Source organism: Falsiroseomonas sp. RANM36, assembly GCF_056682175.1.
In genome coordinates this window covers 136,085-148,649 of the sequence record NZ_JBWXTD010000002.1, presented here as the reverse complement: position 1 = coordinate 148,649, position 12,565 = coordinate 136,085, and the positions used below count along the sequence as shown (strand labels likewise).

General features: G+C 72.3%; 15 protein-coding genes and 1 pseudogene. 10 read left to right on the top strand and 6 right to left on the bottom strand.

Annotation, left to right across the window (positions count from 1 at the left end; genetic code table 11):
* Positions 1-105: 105 nt before the first annotated feature.
* The 4 genes and pseudogenes from AC1MIR_RS01610 to AC1MIR_RS01595 form a co-directional block, all read right to left on the bottom strand.
* Positions 106-600, bottom strand: coding sequence for a DUF2852 domain-containing protein (locus AC1MIR_RS01610; protein WP_480026441.1), 495 nt, complete (start codon positions 598-600; stop codon positions 106-108).
* 89 nt (positions 601-689) lie between these two features.
* Positions 690-1,349 (bottom strand): TetR/AcrR family transcriptional regulator, encoded by a 660-nt coding sequence (locus AC1MIR_RS01605; RefSeq protein WP_480026440.1) that lies wholly within the window; start codon positions 1,347-1,349, stop codon positions 690-692.
* Between the two features lie 40 nt (positions 1,350-1,389).
* A complete protein-coding gene (gene lptM / locus AC1MIR_RS01600; protein WP_480026439.1) occupies positions 1,390-1,515 on the bottom strand; it encodes an LPS translocon maturation chaperone LptM in 126 nt (41 codons plus the stop codon).
* Positions 1,512-1,808, bottom strand: a pseudogene (locus AC1MIR_RS01595) (argininosuccinate lyase); the annotation flags it as partial. The gene lptM and the pseudogene AC1MIR_RS01595, both read right to left, overlap by 4 nt.
* Before the next feature lie 77 nt (positions 1,809-1,885).
* On the opposite strand from AC1MIR_RS01595, the gene AC1MIR_RS01590 reads away from it, so the two are divergent.
* From AC1MIR_RS01590 to AC1MIR_RS01545, 10 genes are all read left to right on the top strand, one after another.
* The gene (locus AC1MIR_RS01590) at positions 1,886-2,767 is read left to right on the top strand and encodes a 2-dehydro-3-deoxygalactonokinase (RefSeq protein ID WP_480026438.1); all 882 of its coding nucleotides are present in this window, start codon (positions 1,886-1,888) and stop codon (positions 2,765-2,767) included.
* A complete protein-coding gene (locus AC1MIR_RS01585; RefSeq protein WP_480026437.1) occupies positions 2,758-3,378 on the top strand; it encodes a 2-dehydro-3-deoxy-6-phosphogalactonate aldolase in 621 nt (206 codons plus the stop codon). Before AC1MIR_RS01590 ends, AC1MIR_RS01585 begins: the two co-directional genes overlap by 10 nt.
* 69 nt (positions 3,379-3,447) lie before the next feature.
* A complete protein-coding gene (locus tag AC1MIR_RS01580; protein ID WP_480026436.1) occupies positions 3,448-4,497 on the top strand; it encodes a TRAP transporter substrate-binding protein in 1,050 nt (349 codons plus the stop codon).
* 13 nt (positions 4,498-4,510) lie between these two features.
* The gene (locus AC1MIR_RS01575; protein WP_480026435.1) at positions 4,511-5,017 is read left to right on the top strand and encodes a TRAP transporter small permease; all 507 of its coding nucleotides are present in this window, start codon (positions 4,511-4,513) and stop codon (positions 5,015-5,017) included.
* On the top strand, positions 5,017-6,339 hold the full coding sequence (locus AC1MIR_RS01570) for a TRAP transporter large permease (protein WP_480026434.1): 1,323 nt from the start codon (positions 5,017-5,019) through the stop codon (positions 6,337-6,339). The genes AC1MIR_RS01575 and AC1MIR_RS01570 overlap by 1 nt, the downstream gene beginning before the upstream one ends.
* A gap of 49 nt (positions 6,340-6,388) precedes the next feature.
* A complete protein-coding gene (gene pcaF / locus AC1MIR_RS01565; protein ID WP_480026433.1) occupies positions 6,389-7,597 on the top strand; it encodes a 3-oxoadipyl-CoA thiolase in 1,209 nt (402 codons plus the stop codon).
* A gap of 24 nt (positions 7,598-7,621) precedes the next feature.
* A complete protein-coding gene (gene pcaDC, locus AC1MIR_RS01560; RefSeq protein WP_480026432.1) occupies positions 7,622-8,776 on the top strand; it encodes a bifunctional 3-oxoadipate enol-lactonase/4-carboxymuconolactone decarboxylase PcaDC in 1,155 nt (384 codons plus the stop codon).
* 55 nt (positions 8,777-8,831) lie between these two features.
* Positions 8,832-9,536, top strand: a complete 705-nt coding sequence (pcaH, locus tag AC1MIR_RS01555) for a protocatechuate 3,4-dioxygenase subunit beta (protein WP_480026431.1) — start codon at positions 8,832-8,834, stop codon at positions 9,534-9,536.
* A 4-nt stretch (positions 9,537-9,540) separates the two neighbouring features.
* Positions 9,541-10,083: a protocatechuate 3,4-dioxygenase subunit alpha gene (gene pcaG / locus AC1MIR_RS01550; RefSeq protein WP_480026430.1), complete on the top strand. Its 543-nt coding sequence runs from the start codon at positions 9,541-9,543 to the stop codon at positions 10,081-10,083.
* Positions 10,084-10,088: 5 nt separating this feature from the next.
* Positions 10,089-11,495 (top strand): class-II fumarase/aspartase family protein, encoded by a 1,407-nt coding sequence (locus AC1MIR_RS01545; protein ID WP_480026429.1) that lies wholly within the window; start codon positions 10,089-10,091, stop codon positions 11,493-11,495.
* On the opposite strand, the gene AC1MIR_RS01540 is transcribed toward AC1MIR_RS01545, so the two are convergent.
* Both AC1MIR_RS01540 and AC1MIR_RS01535 read right to left on the bottom strand, forming a co-directional pair.
* Positions 11,443-11,811: a response regulator gene (locus AC1MIR_RS01540; RefSeq protein ID WP_480026428.1), complete on the bottom strand. Its 369-nt coding sequence runs from the start codon at positions 11,809-11,811 to the stop codon at positions 11,443-11,445. The genes AC1MIR_RS01545 and AC1MIR_RS01540 overlap by 53 nt on opposite strands.
* Before the next feature lie 92 nt (positions 11,812-11,903).
* Positions 11,904-12,565, bottom strand: a 662-nt coding sequence (locus AC1MIR_RS01535) for a 2-keto-4-pentenoate hydratase (protein ID WP_480026427.1), incomplete at its 5' end; no start/stop codon positions are given.

The following is a 12,565-nucleotide window of genomic DNA, read 5'->3' as shown; positions in this document are numbered from 1 at the left end:
CCCGCGGGGGGGGGGGGGGGGGGGGGGGGGGGCGCGGGGGCGCCCCCCCCCCCCCCCCCCCGCGGGGGGGGGGGGGGGGGGGGGGGGGGGGGCCCTGCCCGCCCCTCAGCTCTTGCGCTCGCGGTTCGCCATGAAGCGCTCGAACTCCTCCTGGTCCTTCGCGCGGCGGAGTTGCTTCACGAAGTCCGAGAATTCCGCGGCCTGGGCGTCGAGCTGTCGGCGCTCCTCCTCGAGGCGGGCCAGGACGTTCTGGCGATACTCGTCGAAGGCGACATTGCCCGTGCTGCCGAGGCCCGGGACGTGCTCGCGCATGCGCTCGCGCATCCGCTCCTTCCAGGGGGTCATCCAGGCGGCTCCGTTACAGGACATGGCGGGTCTCCAGAGGAAGAAGAAGGCGAGAAGGGCGAGGCCGAGCGGCCACCAGAGAATGAAGCCCAGGATCATCACCGGCAGGCGCCAGCCGCGCAGCGGATGGCCACCCCAGGGCGCCCAGCGCGCGGCGCGGGCCTCCCGGCGCGCCTGCTTGAGCTGCTGCTTGTGCCAGCGCCAGGCCAGGTCGGGCGGCAGGTCGGAAGGCACCGCGGAGGAAGCGGCGGTCATCGTCGGTCGGCTCCTTCGTGCATGTGACGTGTCTATGTGACACACATTCACATATCGGCCCGAGCCGCGCGATGTCAAAGGCGTTTACATTACGACACACGCAGCAGCCGGCCGACCGCGTCCTCCAGCACCGCCTCGGGCGGCGGGGCGCCGGAGCCCGGCGGCGGCATGCCCGCGCGCTCCAGGCCCGCCAGCCCGTGAGAGATCGCCCAGACTTCGAGCGCCAGCAGGCGGACACGGTTAGGGTCGCCGCCCTCCGGCAACACGCGGGCGATGGCGCCGACCAGCGCGGCGAAGGGTCCGTCCGGCGCCTGATCGGAAGGAGGCGGCGTCGGATCGCGCCAGGCGAACATCACGCCGTAATAGCCCGGCTCCTCCCGCGCGAAAGCGAGATAGGCATGGCCCATGGCGAGCAGCCCCTCGCGCACGCCCTTCCCGATCGCGGCGTCCTTGAGCCGGGCGCCGAAGGCTTCGAAGCCGCGACGGCAGAGCTCCGACAGCAGCGCGTCCTTGTCACGGAAGTGGCGGTAGGGGGCGGAAGGCGAGACGCCGGCCAGCCGCGCGGCCTCGACCAGGGTGAAGCCATGCGGGCCGCGCTCCGCGGCGAGTTGCCGCGCGGCCTCGATCAGGGCCTCCTTGAGATTGCCGTGGTGATACCCGCGGCGGCAGAAGCCGAAAGGCGCGGCGCCCTCGGCCTGCTCCTCGGCGCGCCGTCCCCAGGGGCCGCGCGATGTGTGCCAGCGTGACATTGCGCCGATATGGCACGCCGGGCGGCGATTCCCTACGGCTTCAACGCGCGGGATAGACCCGCGGATAGGTGATCTGCTCCGGCGGGCCGGGTGCGCGAATGTCGCCGGTGCGGCCGCAGGCGGCGAGCAGCAGGGCTAGCGCGCCGAGCGCGAGGATGCGCCTCATGCCAGCCGCTCCTTCCACTCGGCCGCCATCTTCGCGACATTCGCCGGCGCGGTGCCGCCATAGCTGGTGCGGGACCGGACGGAAGCGCCGACGCTCAGCACGTCGAACACGCCTTGGGTGATGCGCTTCTCCACGGACTGCATCTCCACAAGCGACAGGCCGGCGAGGTCCGCGCCCTTCTGCTCCGCCATCGCCACCAGCTTCCCCGTCACATGATGCGCGTCGCGGAAGGGCATCTTCAATTCGCGCACCAGCCAGTCGGCGAGGTCGGTCGCGGTAGAGAAGCCGGCGCCCCCCCCCCCCCCCCCCCGCGCCCCGCCGGGCGGCGGGGCGCTTGCGCCCCGCGCCGCCCCGCGTCATGCCTGCGCGCATGATCGGGATCGACTGGGGCACCACCAGCCTGCGCGCCTACCGGCTGGGGCCGGGCGGCGCGGTCACCGACCGGCTGGACCGGCCGGGCGGCATCCTCACCGTGGCCACCGGCGGCTTTCCCGACGCGCTGCGGGACGCCGTCGGCCCCTGGCTCGCCGCCGGCGAGCGCCGCGTGCTGCTCTGCGGCATGGTCGGCAGCCGCCAGGGCTGGGTGGAGGCGCCCTATCTGCGCTGCCCCGCCGGGCCCGCCGAGATCGCCGCCGCCACCGTCCCTGTCCCCTTCGAGGCCGCCGAGATCCGCCTGGTGCCCGGCCTGACGACCGAGGACGCGGACGGCATCCCCGATGTGATGCGCGGCGAAGAGACGAAGCTCGTTGCGCTGGCCGGCGGGCTGGACGACGCGCTCGCCTGCATGCCCGGCACCCACAGCAAATGGGCGCGGCTGGAATCCGGCCGCGTGACGCATTTCACCACCCACATGACGGGCGAAAGCTTTGCCGCGCTCTCCGCCCACACCATCCTGGCGCGCACCAGCACCGACGGTCCGCACCAGCCGGCGGCCTTCGCAGAGGGCGTCGCCCGAGCGCGCCAGCCGGGCGGGCTGCTGCACCACCTCTTCGGCGCCCGCACGCTGAACCTGATGGGTCGCCTGCCGGAGGCCGAAACGCGCAGCTACCTCTCGGGCCTGCTGATCGGCCATGAGGTCGCGGCCGCGCTGGCCGAGCATCCCGTGACGCAGGTGGAACTGGTGGGCGCCGCGGAGCTCGCTGCGCTCTATGGCCATGCGCTGGAACTCTCGGGCGTCGCCGTGCGCCGGCACGACCCGGACCTCGTCGCCGCCGGCCTGCACCGGATCGGAGGCAGCCTCGGATGGATCTGACGCATTGGCTCGCCCGCTGCCCGCTCGTCGCCATCCTGCGCGGGGTGCGGCCGGCGGAGGCGGAGGCGATCGGCGAGGCGCTGATCGCCGAGGGCATCGCGGTGATCGAGGTGCCGCTGAACTCGCCCGATCCGCTCGACAGCATCGGCCGGCTCGCCCGGCGCTGCGGCGACCGCGCGCTGGTCGGCGCGGGCACGGTGCTCGACCCCGCCGACTGCGCCCGCATCGCGGAAGCCGGCGGGCGGCTGGTGGTGACGCCGCATGCCGACCCGGAGGTGGTGCGCGCGGCGAAGGCGGCGGGGATGCTCGCCGTGCCCGGCTTCTTCACGCCGGGCGAGGCCTTCGCGCTGCTCAAGGCCGGCGCCGACGGGCTGAAGCTGTTCCCCGCCGAGGCCGCCTCCCCCGCCGTGCTGAAGGCCCTGCTCGCCGTGCTGCCCAAGGGCACGCCGATCCTGCCGGTGGGCGGCATCGAGCCCGGCAACATGGGACCGTGGCGGGCAGCCGGCGCAGCCGGCTTCGGGATCGGCAGCGCGATCTATCGCCCGGGCGACGACGCGCCCAAGGTCGCCGCCAAGGCGCGCGCGCTGCGGAATGCCCTGGCCGCCGCTTGAAACGCGGCGCGGGCGCTTCTATTGCGGGATGGCGGCCGCGAGGCCGTGTCCAGGGAGGCAATGAACATCATGATCGCCCGTCGCTCGATCCTTCTCGCCGGGGCCGCCGGCTTTGCGGCGCCGGCGCTGGTGCGCCCCGCCTCCGCGCAGGAGGTGACGCTCCGCCTGCACCACTTCCTGCCAGCCGTCTCCAACGTGCACCGGCACTTCCTGCAGCCCTGGGCGCAGAAGATCGCCACCGAGAGCCAGGGCAAGCTGCGCATCCAGATTTTCCCCTCGATGCAGCTCGGCGGCGCCCCGCCGCAGCTCTACGATCAGGCGCGCGACGGCGTGGCCGACATCATCTGGACGCTGCCCGGCAACACGCCCGGCCGCTTCCCCAGGATCGAGGTGTTCGAGCTGCCCTTCGTCGCGCATCGGCTGGCCGTGCCGAACGCCAAGGCCTGCTGGGAATTCACCGAGAAGCACCTGCGCGACGAATTCCGCGAGGTCCACCCGATCACCGTCTGGGCGCATGACGGCGGCTCCATCCATTCCAACAAGGAAATCCTCCGCATGGAGGATCTGCGCGGCCTGAAGCTGCGCTTCCCGACGCGCCAGGCCGGCGAGGCGCTGCGCGCCCTCGGCGCCGCGCCGATCGGCCTGCCCATCCCGCAGGTGCCGGAGGCGCTGAGCCAGCGCGTGATCGACGGCGCGGTGGTGCCGTGGGAGGTCGTGCCCTCCATCCGCCTGCAGGAGCTCGTGCGCAACCACACGGAGATCCCGGGCAGCCCGACGCTCTATGCCGCGACCTTCATCCTGGCGATGAACCCGGCCAAGTACCAGTCCCTGCCGGCCGAGCTGAAGCAGGTGCTGGACGCCAATTCCGGCATGGTCGCCGCCGAGATGGCCGCGAAGGTCTGGGACGAGCAGGGCCCCGTGGTGCGCGCCATGGTGGAGCGGCGGCGGGACAACAAGATCGTGCAGATCTCCGAAGCCGAGAAACAGCGCTGGATGGAAGCGACGAAGCCGGTGGTGGACAGCTGGGTCGCCGGGTCGCGCGAGAAGGGCTTCGACGGCGCCGCCCTGCTGGCCGATGCGAGCGCGCTGATCGCGAAGAACGCCGGCGGGGTCGGCTGAGCCGGACGCGCCGGTGAGCGGGGACACAGGCAGCGCCGGGCCGCCTTCCGGCCCGGTGCCGCTGATGGCGCGCGCGCTCGCCTTCCTCGGCGGCGCATCCCTGCTCGTCGCCGCCTGCGTCACCACCATCTCGGTCGTGCTGCGCTGGACCACGAGCCAGCCGATCCGCGGCGACTTCGAGATCGTCTCGATCGCCTCCGGCGTCGGCGTGTTCGGCTTCCTCGCCTATGGCACGCTGATGCGCACCAACATCCTGGTGGACAGCTTCACCACCTGGCTGCCGCGCCGCCTCAACGACGCGATCGACGCCTTCTGGCTGCTGGTCTGGGCGGCACTGACGCTGTGGCTGGCGGAGCGCATGGTGCTCGGCGCGCTCGACACGCTGCGCAGCGGCACGCGCACCATCGGCCTGCTGGCCCTGCCCTACTGGTGGGCCATCGCCATCGGCGCCTTCTGCTTCGCCGCCGTGGGGCTGATGGCGCTGTGGTGGGTGCCGCGGCTGCTGCGCGGCCGAAGCTGATGGCGCCCGAATTCGTCCTGGCCGCGACCGGCTTCGCGGTGCTGCTCGGCCTGATCGCGCTGCGCGCGCCGGTGGGGCTTTCGATGCTGCTGGTCGGGATGGGCGGCTATGTCCACATCCTGGACTGGACCGCCCTCGGCAACTACCTCAAGACCACGCCCTACCACCTGTTCTCCAACTACACCCTCTCGGTCATCCCGCTCTTCATCCTGATGGGCGCGCTGGCGGAGCGCGGGGGGCTCGCGCGCGACCTGTTCGCGGCGGCGAATGCGCTGGTCGGGCGCAAGCCGGGCGGGATGGCGATGGGCGTGATCGGCGCCTGCGCCTGCTTCGGCGCGGTCTGCGGATCCTCCGTCGCGACCACCGCCACCTTCGGCCGCGCCGCGCTGCCGGAGCTGCGCCGCTACGGCTACGATCCCGGCTTCTCCACCGGCACCATCGCGGTCGGCGGCACGCTCGGCATCCTGATCCCGCCTTCCGTGATCCTCGTGGTCTATGCGATCAGCACCGAGCAGAACATCGCCAAGCTGTTCATGGCCGCGCTGATCCCGGGGCTGATCGCCGCCTCGCTCTACCTCGTGGCGATCTGGCTGGTGATCCGCGCGAAGCCCGAGCTCGGCCCGCCCGGCGAGGTGCCGAGCGCGGCGGAGAAGCGCGAGGCCTTCCTCAACGTCATCCCGGTGCTGCTGATCGCCGTCGTGGTCGTGGGCGGCATCTATGGCGGCGTCTTCACGCCGACCGAGAGTGCCGCCGTCGGCGTCATCGCGACGCTCGCGGTCGGCGTGGTGCGCGGCACGCTGCGCGGGCGGCACATCCGGGAGGCGCTGTTCGCCACCGCCGAGACCACGGCGATGATCTTCGTCATCCTGCTGGGTGCGGAGGTGTTCAACGCCTTCCTGGCGCTCAGCCAGGCGCCCGACCTGCTCGCCCTCTGGATCACCGAGCAGGACTTTCCGCCCTACGGCGTGCTGGTCCTGCTGCTGGTCGCCTACATCATCCTCGGCGCGGTGATGGACGAGCTGGCGATGATGCTGCTGACGCTGCCGGTCTTCTTCCCGGTGATCACCGCGCTCGATTTCGGCCTCACCACCGAGGAGACGGCGATCTGGTTCGGCATCCTGGTGCTCTGCGTCGTCGGCATCGGGCTGACGGCGCCACCGATCGGGCTGAACGTCTTCGTCATCTCGTCGCTGGCGCGCGACGTGCCGATCACCCGCACCTACATGGGCGTGCTGCCCTTCCTGGGGATGGACCTGATCCGCCTGGCGCTGCTGGTCGCCTTCCCGGCGCTCTCGCTCTGGCTGGTGAACGCGCTCAGTTGACGTCCGGGCCGGCGAGGGGCAAGCCCTGGCCAAACGGAGGACCCGACGCATGGCCGACGCCTTCATCTGCGACGCCGCCCGCACCCCCATCGGCCGCTACGCCGGCGCGCTGAAGGAGGTCCGCACGGACGACCTCGCCGCCGTCCCGATCAAGGCGCTGAAGGCGCGCAACCCCGGCCTCGACTGGGCGGCGGTGGAGGACGTGATCTTCGGCTGCGCCAACCAGGCCGGCGAGGACAACCGCAACGTCGCGCGCATGGCGCTGTTGCTGGCCGGCCTGCCGGACAGCATTCCCGGCAGCACGGTGAACCGGCTCTGCGGCTCCGGCATGGATGCCGTCGGCATCGCGGCGCGCGCCATCAAGGCGGGCGAGACCGAGCTGATGCTGGCCGGCGGCGTCGAGAGCATGACCCGCGCGCCCTTCGTCATGGGCAAGTCGCCGGAAGCCTTCGGCCGCACCGCCGAGATCTACGACACCACCATCGGCTGGCGCTTCGTGAACCCGAGGATGAAGGCCGAATACGGCATCGATTCCATGCCGGAGACCGCCGAGAACGTCGCGCAGGAATTCCAGGTGAGCCGCGCCGACCAGGACGCCTTCGCGTGGCGCTCGCAGCAGCGGGCCGGTCGCGCCATGGCCGCGGGCCGCTTCAAGGAAGAGATCGTCCCGGTGACCATCCCCCGCCGCAAGGCCGATCCCGTCGTGGTGGACACCGACGAGCATCCCCGCCCCGACACCACGCTGGAGGCGCTGGCGAAGCTGCCGACGCCCTTCCGCAAGGAAGGCGGCACGGTGACGGCGGGCAATGCCTCCGGCGTGAATGACGGCGCCTGCGCCATCCTCGTCGCCAGCGAGGCCGCCGCGCGCAAGCACGGCCTGACGCCGCGGGCGCGCGTGGTGGCGGCCGCGACGGCGGGCGTCGCCCCGCGCATCATGGGCTTCGGCCCGGCGCCGGCGGTGCGCCGGCTGCTCGCCAAGACCGGCATCGCGATCGGCGATGTCGGCGTGATCGAGCTGAACGAGGCCTTCGCCGCGCAGGGCCTGGCCGTCACGCGCGACCTCGGCCTGCCGGACGACGCCGAGCATGTGAACCCGAATGGCGGCGCCATCGCGCTCGGCCATCCGCTCGGCATGAGCGGCGCGCGGCTGGTGCAGACCGCGGTGGCGGAGCTGCATCACCGCAAGGAGCGCTATGCCGTGGTGACGATGTGCATCGGCGTCGGCCAGGGCATTGCCATGCTGCTCGAGCGCGTCTGAACACGGAGGCCCGTGGATCTCGCCATGTTCCTCCAGCTCCACGACATCGCCGTCCACGCCGTCGTCGAAGGCCCGCCGCCGACCGCGGATGCCGCGCCGATCCTGATGCTGCATTCCATCGGCACGAACCTGCATGTCTTCGACCCGCAGGCGGCCGCACTCGCGCGCAGCCACCGCGTCATCCGCATGGACCTGCGCGGCCATGGCTTGTCGGGCGTCACCGCCGCCCCCGGCAGCATGTCCCGCCATGCGCAGGATGCGCTCGCGCTGCTCGATGCGCTCGGCATCCGGCAGGCGCATGTCGTCGGCCTGTCCATCGGCGGGCGTATCGCGCAGCAGATCGCCGCCGAGGCGCCGGACCGCGTCGCCTCGCTGGTGCTGATGGACACCGCCGCGGAATTCCCGCCGCCCGAGGGCTGGCAGCAGCGCATCGAGATCGTCGCCGCGCAGGGCATGGCGGGGCTCGCGGACATGGTCATGCCGCGCTGGGTGGTGGATGCCTCGCTCGCGTCCTCCCACGGGCTTCGCCGCATGCTGCTTGGAACGGACCCGCAGGGCTACGCCGCCTCCGCGGCGGCGCTGCGCGATGCGCGCGCGGCCGAGATCGCCGGGCGCATCGCCTGCCCCACCACGGTGATCGTCGGCGAGCGCGACATCGCGACGCCGCCCGCGACTGCCGAGGCGCTGCGCGACATGATCCCCGGCGCGACGTTGATCACCATCCCCGAGGCCGCGCATATCCCGACGCTGGAAGCGGCCGAGGCGGTGAACGCCGCGCTGCTCGGCCATTTCGCCGCGCTGGCGCCGCAACCGGGCGCGGAGGGCGGCCTCGCCATCCGCAAGGCGGTGCTGGGGGAGGCGCATGTCGCGCGCGCGCAGGCGAACACCACGCCGCTCGACGCCGCCTTCCAGGAGTGGATCACCGCCAATGTCTGGGGCGGCGTCTGGACCCGCCCCGGCCTGCCGCGCCACACCCGCAGCCTGCTGACGCTTGCCATGATGGCAGCCCTCGGCCGGCACGAGGAGTTCGAGCTGCATGTCCGCGCCACCCGCAACACCGGCGTGACGCCGGAGGAGATCGCGGAAGTGCTGCTGCAGGTCGGCGCCTATGCGGGGGTTCCCGCGGCGAATTCCGCGCTTAAGATCGCGAGGCGCGTCCTGCAGGAAGAGGCGGGCTGACCCTGCCCCTGCCGCAGGCTTCGCCCAGAAGGCCGCACGGCAAGGAAGGCACACGGTGAGCGACCCGATCCCCTATCGCCGGCCCGATCCGGCGACGCAGCCGCCGCTCGACAGCCCTGCCTATGGCAGCACGCACAAGCGGCACCCGAAGCAACCTTTGCTGCGCATCCCGCATACCCTGACCGAGACCAGCGCGCCGCGCTTCGACGCCGCGCGCTATCCCGCCCATGCCGATATGAGCCAGGTGAAGGGCAAGGGCGCGCTCGGCGAGCGCATCATCGTCGCCGGCCGCATCACGGACGAGGATGGCCGCCCGCAGCGCGGCGTGATGGTGGAGGTGTGGCAGGCCAATGCGTCGGGCCGCTACCACCATCCGCGCGACCAGCACGACGCGCCGCTCGATCCCAACTTCGAGGGGCGCGCGCGCATCTTCACCGACGACGAAGGGAACTACAGCTTCGTCAGCGTGAAGCCCGGCGCCTATCCCTGGCGGAACCACTGGAACGCCTGGCGGCCCATCCACATCCATTTCGGCCTGCACGGCGCCGGCTTCGCCCAGCGCATGATCACCCAGATGTATTTCCCGGGCGATCCGCTGCTCGACCTCGACCCGATCTTCCTCTCCACGCCCGACAAGGCGGCGCGGGAACGGCTCGTCTCGAAGTTCGACCTCGAGATCACGAAGCCCGAATGGGCGCTCGGCTACCGCTTCGACATGGTGCTGCGCGGCCGCGAGGCCACGCCCTTCGAGAAGGCCTGAGGCGATGACCGCAGCCACCGCGCACCAGACCGCCGGTCCCTACTGGCACATGATCGATTTCCCCGAATGGGCGGACCTGCTCCGCGCCGGTTCGGGCAACGAGGCCGTGCAGGGCGAGCGCATCACGCTGACGGGCCGCATCACCGATGGCGAGGGCGCGCCGGTCGCCGACGGCATGGTGGAGATCTTCCAGGCCGGGCCGGACGGAAAGTACGAGGACGTCTTCCACGGCTTCGGCCGCGCCGCGACGGATGCCGAGGGCGTGTTCCGCTTCACCACGCTGAAGCCCGGCCCGGTGCCCGGCCGCGGCAATGCGATGCAGGCGCCGCACATCGAGATCGCGATCTTCGCCCGCGGCCTGATGCAGCATCTGGTCACCCGCGCCTATTTCGAGGGCGAGGCGCTGAACGCCACCGATCCCGTGCTGGCGATGGTGGAGGATCCGGCGCGCCGCGCGACGCTTGTGGCGAAGCCGCAGGGCGACGGCGTCTGGCGCCTCGACATCCGCCTCCAGGGCGAGGGCGAGACCGTCTTCCTGGACGTGTGACGCCGATGAGCGTGCATCCCGCCGACGCGCCCGTGTACGGCGCCGTCTATGGCTCCGACGCGATGCGCGCCATCCTTGGCGAGCCCGCCGCGCTGCAGCGCATGCTGGATTTCGAGGCGGCGCTCGCTCGCGCCCAGGCCCGCCTCGGCCTGATCCCCGCCGAGGCCGCCTCCGCGATCACCGCAGCCGCCGACGCGGCGAAGCTCGACCTTCCCGCGCTCGCCGCCGCCACGCGCAACATGGGTTTTTGCACGGTCGGCCTGGTGAAGCAGCTCTCCGCGCTCGCGGGCGCCGAGGCGGGCCGGTGGACGCATTGGGGCGCGACCACCCAGGACGTGCTGGACACCGCGCTGGTGCTGCAGCTGCGCGACGCGATCGCGTTGCTGGACGCGGATCTGACCCGCCTGATCGCCGCTTTCGGAAAACGCGCGCGCGCGCATCGCGACACGGTCATGCCCGGCCGCACCCATGCGCAGCAGGCGCTGCCGATCACCTTCGGCTACAAGGTGGCACTCTGGCTCGACCCGCTGATCGGCATGCGCGAGCGCCTGGCGCAGCTCCGCCCGCGCGTGCTGCGGCTGCAATTCGGCGGCGCGGTCGGCACCCTCGCCTCGCTCGGCGAACACGGCCCGCGCGTCGCGGCGGAACTGGCGAAGGAACTCGACCTCGCGCTTCCCGCCATCACCTGGCATGTCGCGCGCGACGGCATCGCGGAACTCGGCTGCTGGTGCGGCATCCTCGGCGGCACGCTCGCCAAGCCCGCCACCGACATCCTGTGGCTGATGCAGTCGGAGGTCGGCGAGGCCAGCGAGCCCGCAGCCCCGGGCAAGGGCGGCAGCTCCACCATGCCGCAGAAGCGCAACCCGATCGGCTGCGAATACGTGATCGCCCAGGCGCGCGGCGCGCAGGCGCAGATCCCGCTGCTGCTCGGCGCCATGCTGCACCAGCATGAGCGCGGCGCCGGCCCGATGCAGGAGGAACACCTCGCCCTCGGCCAGATCCTGCTGCTGACGCATGGCGCGCTCGCCACGCTGCTGCCGATCGCCGAAGGGCTGGAGGTGGACGCCGCGCGCATGCGCCGCAACCTCGACGCGGGCGGCGGGCTGATCATGGCGGAGGCGGTGATGATGGGCCTCGCCCCGCAGCTCGGCCGCGGCGCCGCGCATGACGCGGTGCATCAGGCCTGCGACATCGCGCTCGCCGAAGGGATTCCGCTCGCCGCCGCGCTCGCGCGCGACGCGCGCATCGCCGCGCTGCTCGATGCCGAGGGCATCGCGCGCCTGACCGATCCGGCGGGCTATCTCGGCGCGGCGCAGGCCTTCACGGATGCGGTGCTGGCGCGCGCGGGCGCGTTAGCCTTCAATGCTGCGCGACCGCGCGCTCCAGCGTCGCGACCGCGCAGGACAGGCTGAACGGCTTCGCCAGGAAGGCCGCGTCGGGCAGGGCGTGGCGGGGATCGGCCTCGCGCACGCGGCCGGAGGCATAGACCACCGGCAGGTCCGGCCGCAGCCGGCGCGCCGCGCGCGCCAGCACGAAGCCGTTCGCGCCCGGCAGGTTGATGTCGGTCAGCAGCGCGGCGAGATCGTCGCGCGACGCCACCACCAGCAGCGCGGATTCCGCGTCCTCGGCCTCCAACACCTGGAAGCCGGCCTCGACGAGCGCTTCCGCGAGCGTACCGCGAACCAGCGGATCGTCCTCCACGAGAAGCAGCAGGCGCGACGCGGCCATGGGCGTGCAGCGACCTCCGAGATCGTCGCGCGGAGACTGCGGCAGCGTGCCGGATGCGTCGCGTGACACTTGCGTGAGGCACGCCGACGCGATCAGCCGAGATCCACGACGACCTCGCCCAGCCCCGCGAAGCCGCCGACCACACGCTGTCCGCCCTCCACGAAAAGCAGACCCGTCCAGCTTCCCGTCGTGACAACCTGCCCGGCCTCCAGGTGCAGCCCGAAGGCATGCAGATGGTTGGCCAGGCGCGTGAGCGAGAGCAGCGGATCGCCCGCCGGATTGCTGCCGCGCTTCTCCACCTGCAGTTGCCCGCCGCAGCGTTGCGTCACCGTCAGGTCGTTCAGGTCATGGCTGCGCCAGCCCGGCACCTCGGCGCCGCAGACCAGGCCGGCATGGGCGATGTTGTCGGCCATGTTCTCCACCAGCGAAACCGCCTTCAGGTCGGCGTAGCGGCTGGCGACGAGTTCCACCGCCGGGAAGCAGGCGGCGATCGCCTCCGACACCTCCTCGCGGGACCAGGGCGTGCCGCGCGGCGGCAGGTCGCGACCGAGGCGGAAGGCGATCTCGGTCTCGATGCCGATGCGCCCGCCCTTCGGCACGGGCCATGTCGCCGGGGCGCCCTTGATGCCGCGCGCATCCAGCAGCGCGGCGGAGGGCGGCGCATTCGCCGGGGTCGCGCATTTGTAGCCGCCGATAGTCCCGCCGAGGCGGCGCAGTACCTCGCGCTGGATCGCCCAGGACGCCGCCTCGTCGG

Coding starts and splice junctions, on each gene's coding strand:
- AC1MIR_RS01610 (WP_480026441.1), bottom strand. CDS start 600: ATGACCGCCGCTTCCTCCGCGGTGCCTTCCGACCTGCCGCCCGACCTG.
- AC1MIR_RS01605 (WP_480026440.1), bottom strand. CDS start 1,349: ATGTCACGCTGGCACACATCGCGCGGCCCCTGGGGACGGCGCGCCGAG.
- lptM (WP_480026439.1), bottom strand. CDS start 1,515: ATGAGGCGCATCCTCGCGCTCGGCGCGCTAGCCCTGCTGCTCGCCGCC.
- AC1MIR_RS01590 (WP_480026438.1), top strand. CDS start 1,886: ATGATCGGGATCGACTGGGGCACCACCAGCCTGCGCGCCTACCGGCTG.
- AC1MIR_RS01585 (WP_480026437.1), top strand. CDS start 2,758: ATGGATCTGACGCATTGGCTCGCCCGCTGCCCGCTCGTCGCCATCCTG.
- AC1MIR_RS01580 (WP_480026436.1), top strand. CDS start 3,448: ATGATCGCCCGTCGCTCGATCCTTCTCGCCGGGGCCGCCGGCTTTGCG.
- AC1MIR_RS01570 (WP_480026434.1), top strand. CDS start 5,017: ATGGCGCCCGAATTCGTCCTGGCCGCGACCGGCTTCGCGGTGCTGCTC.
- pcaF (WP_480026433.1), top strand. CDS start 6,389: ATGGCCGACGCCTTCATCTGCGACGCCGCCCGCACCCCCATCGGCCGC.
- pcaDC (WP_480026432.1), top strand. CDS start 7,622: ATGTTCCTCCAGCTCCACGACATCGCCGTCCACGCCGTCGTCGAAGGC.
- pcaG (WP_480026430.1), top strand. CDS start 9,541: ATGACCGCAGCCACCGCGCACCAGACCGCCGGTCCCTACTGGCACATG.
- AC1MIR_RS01545 (WP_480026429.1), top strand. CDS start 10,089: ATGAGCGTGCATCCCGCCGACGCGCCCGTGTACGGCGCCGTCTATGGC.
- AC1MIR_RS01540 (WP_480026428.1), bottom strand. CDS start 11,811: ATGGCCGCGTCGCGCCTGCTGCTTCTCGTGGAGGACGATCCGCTGGTT.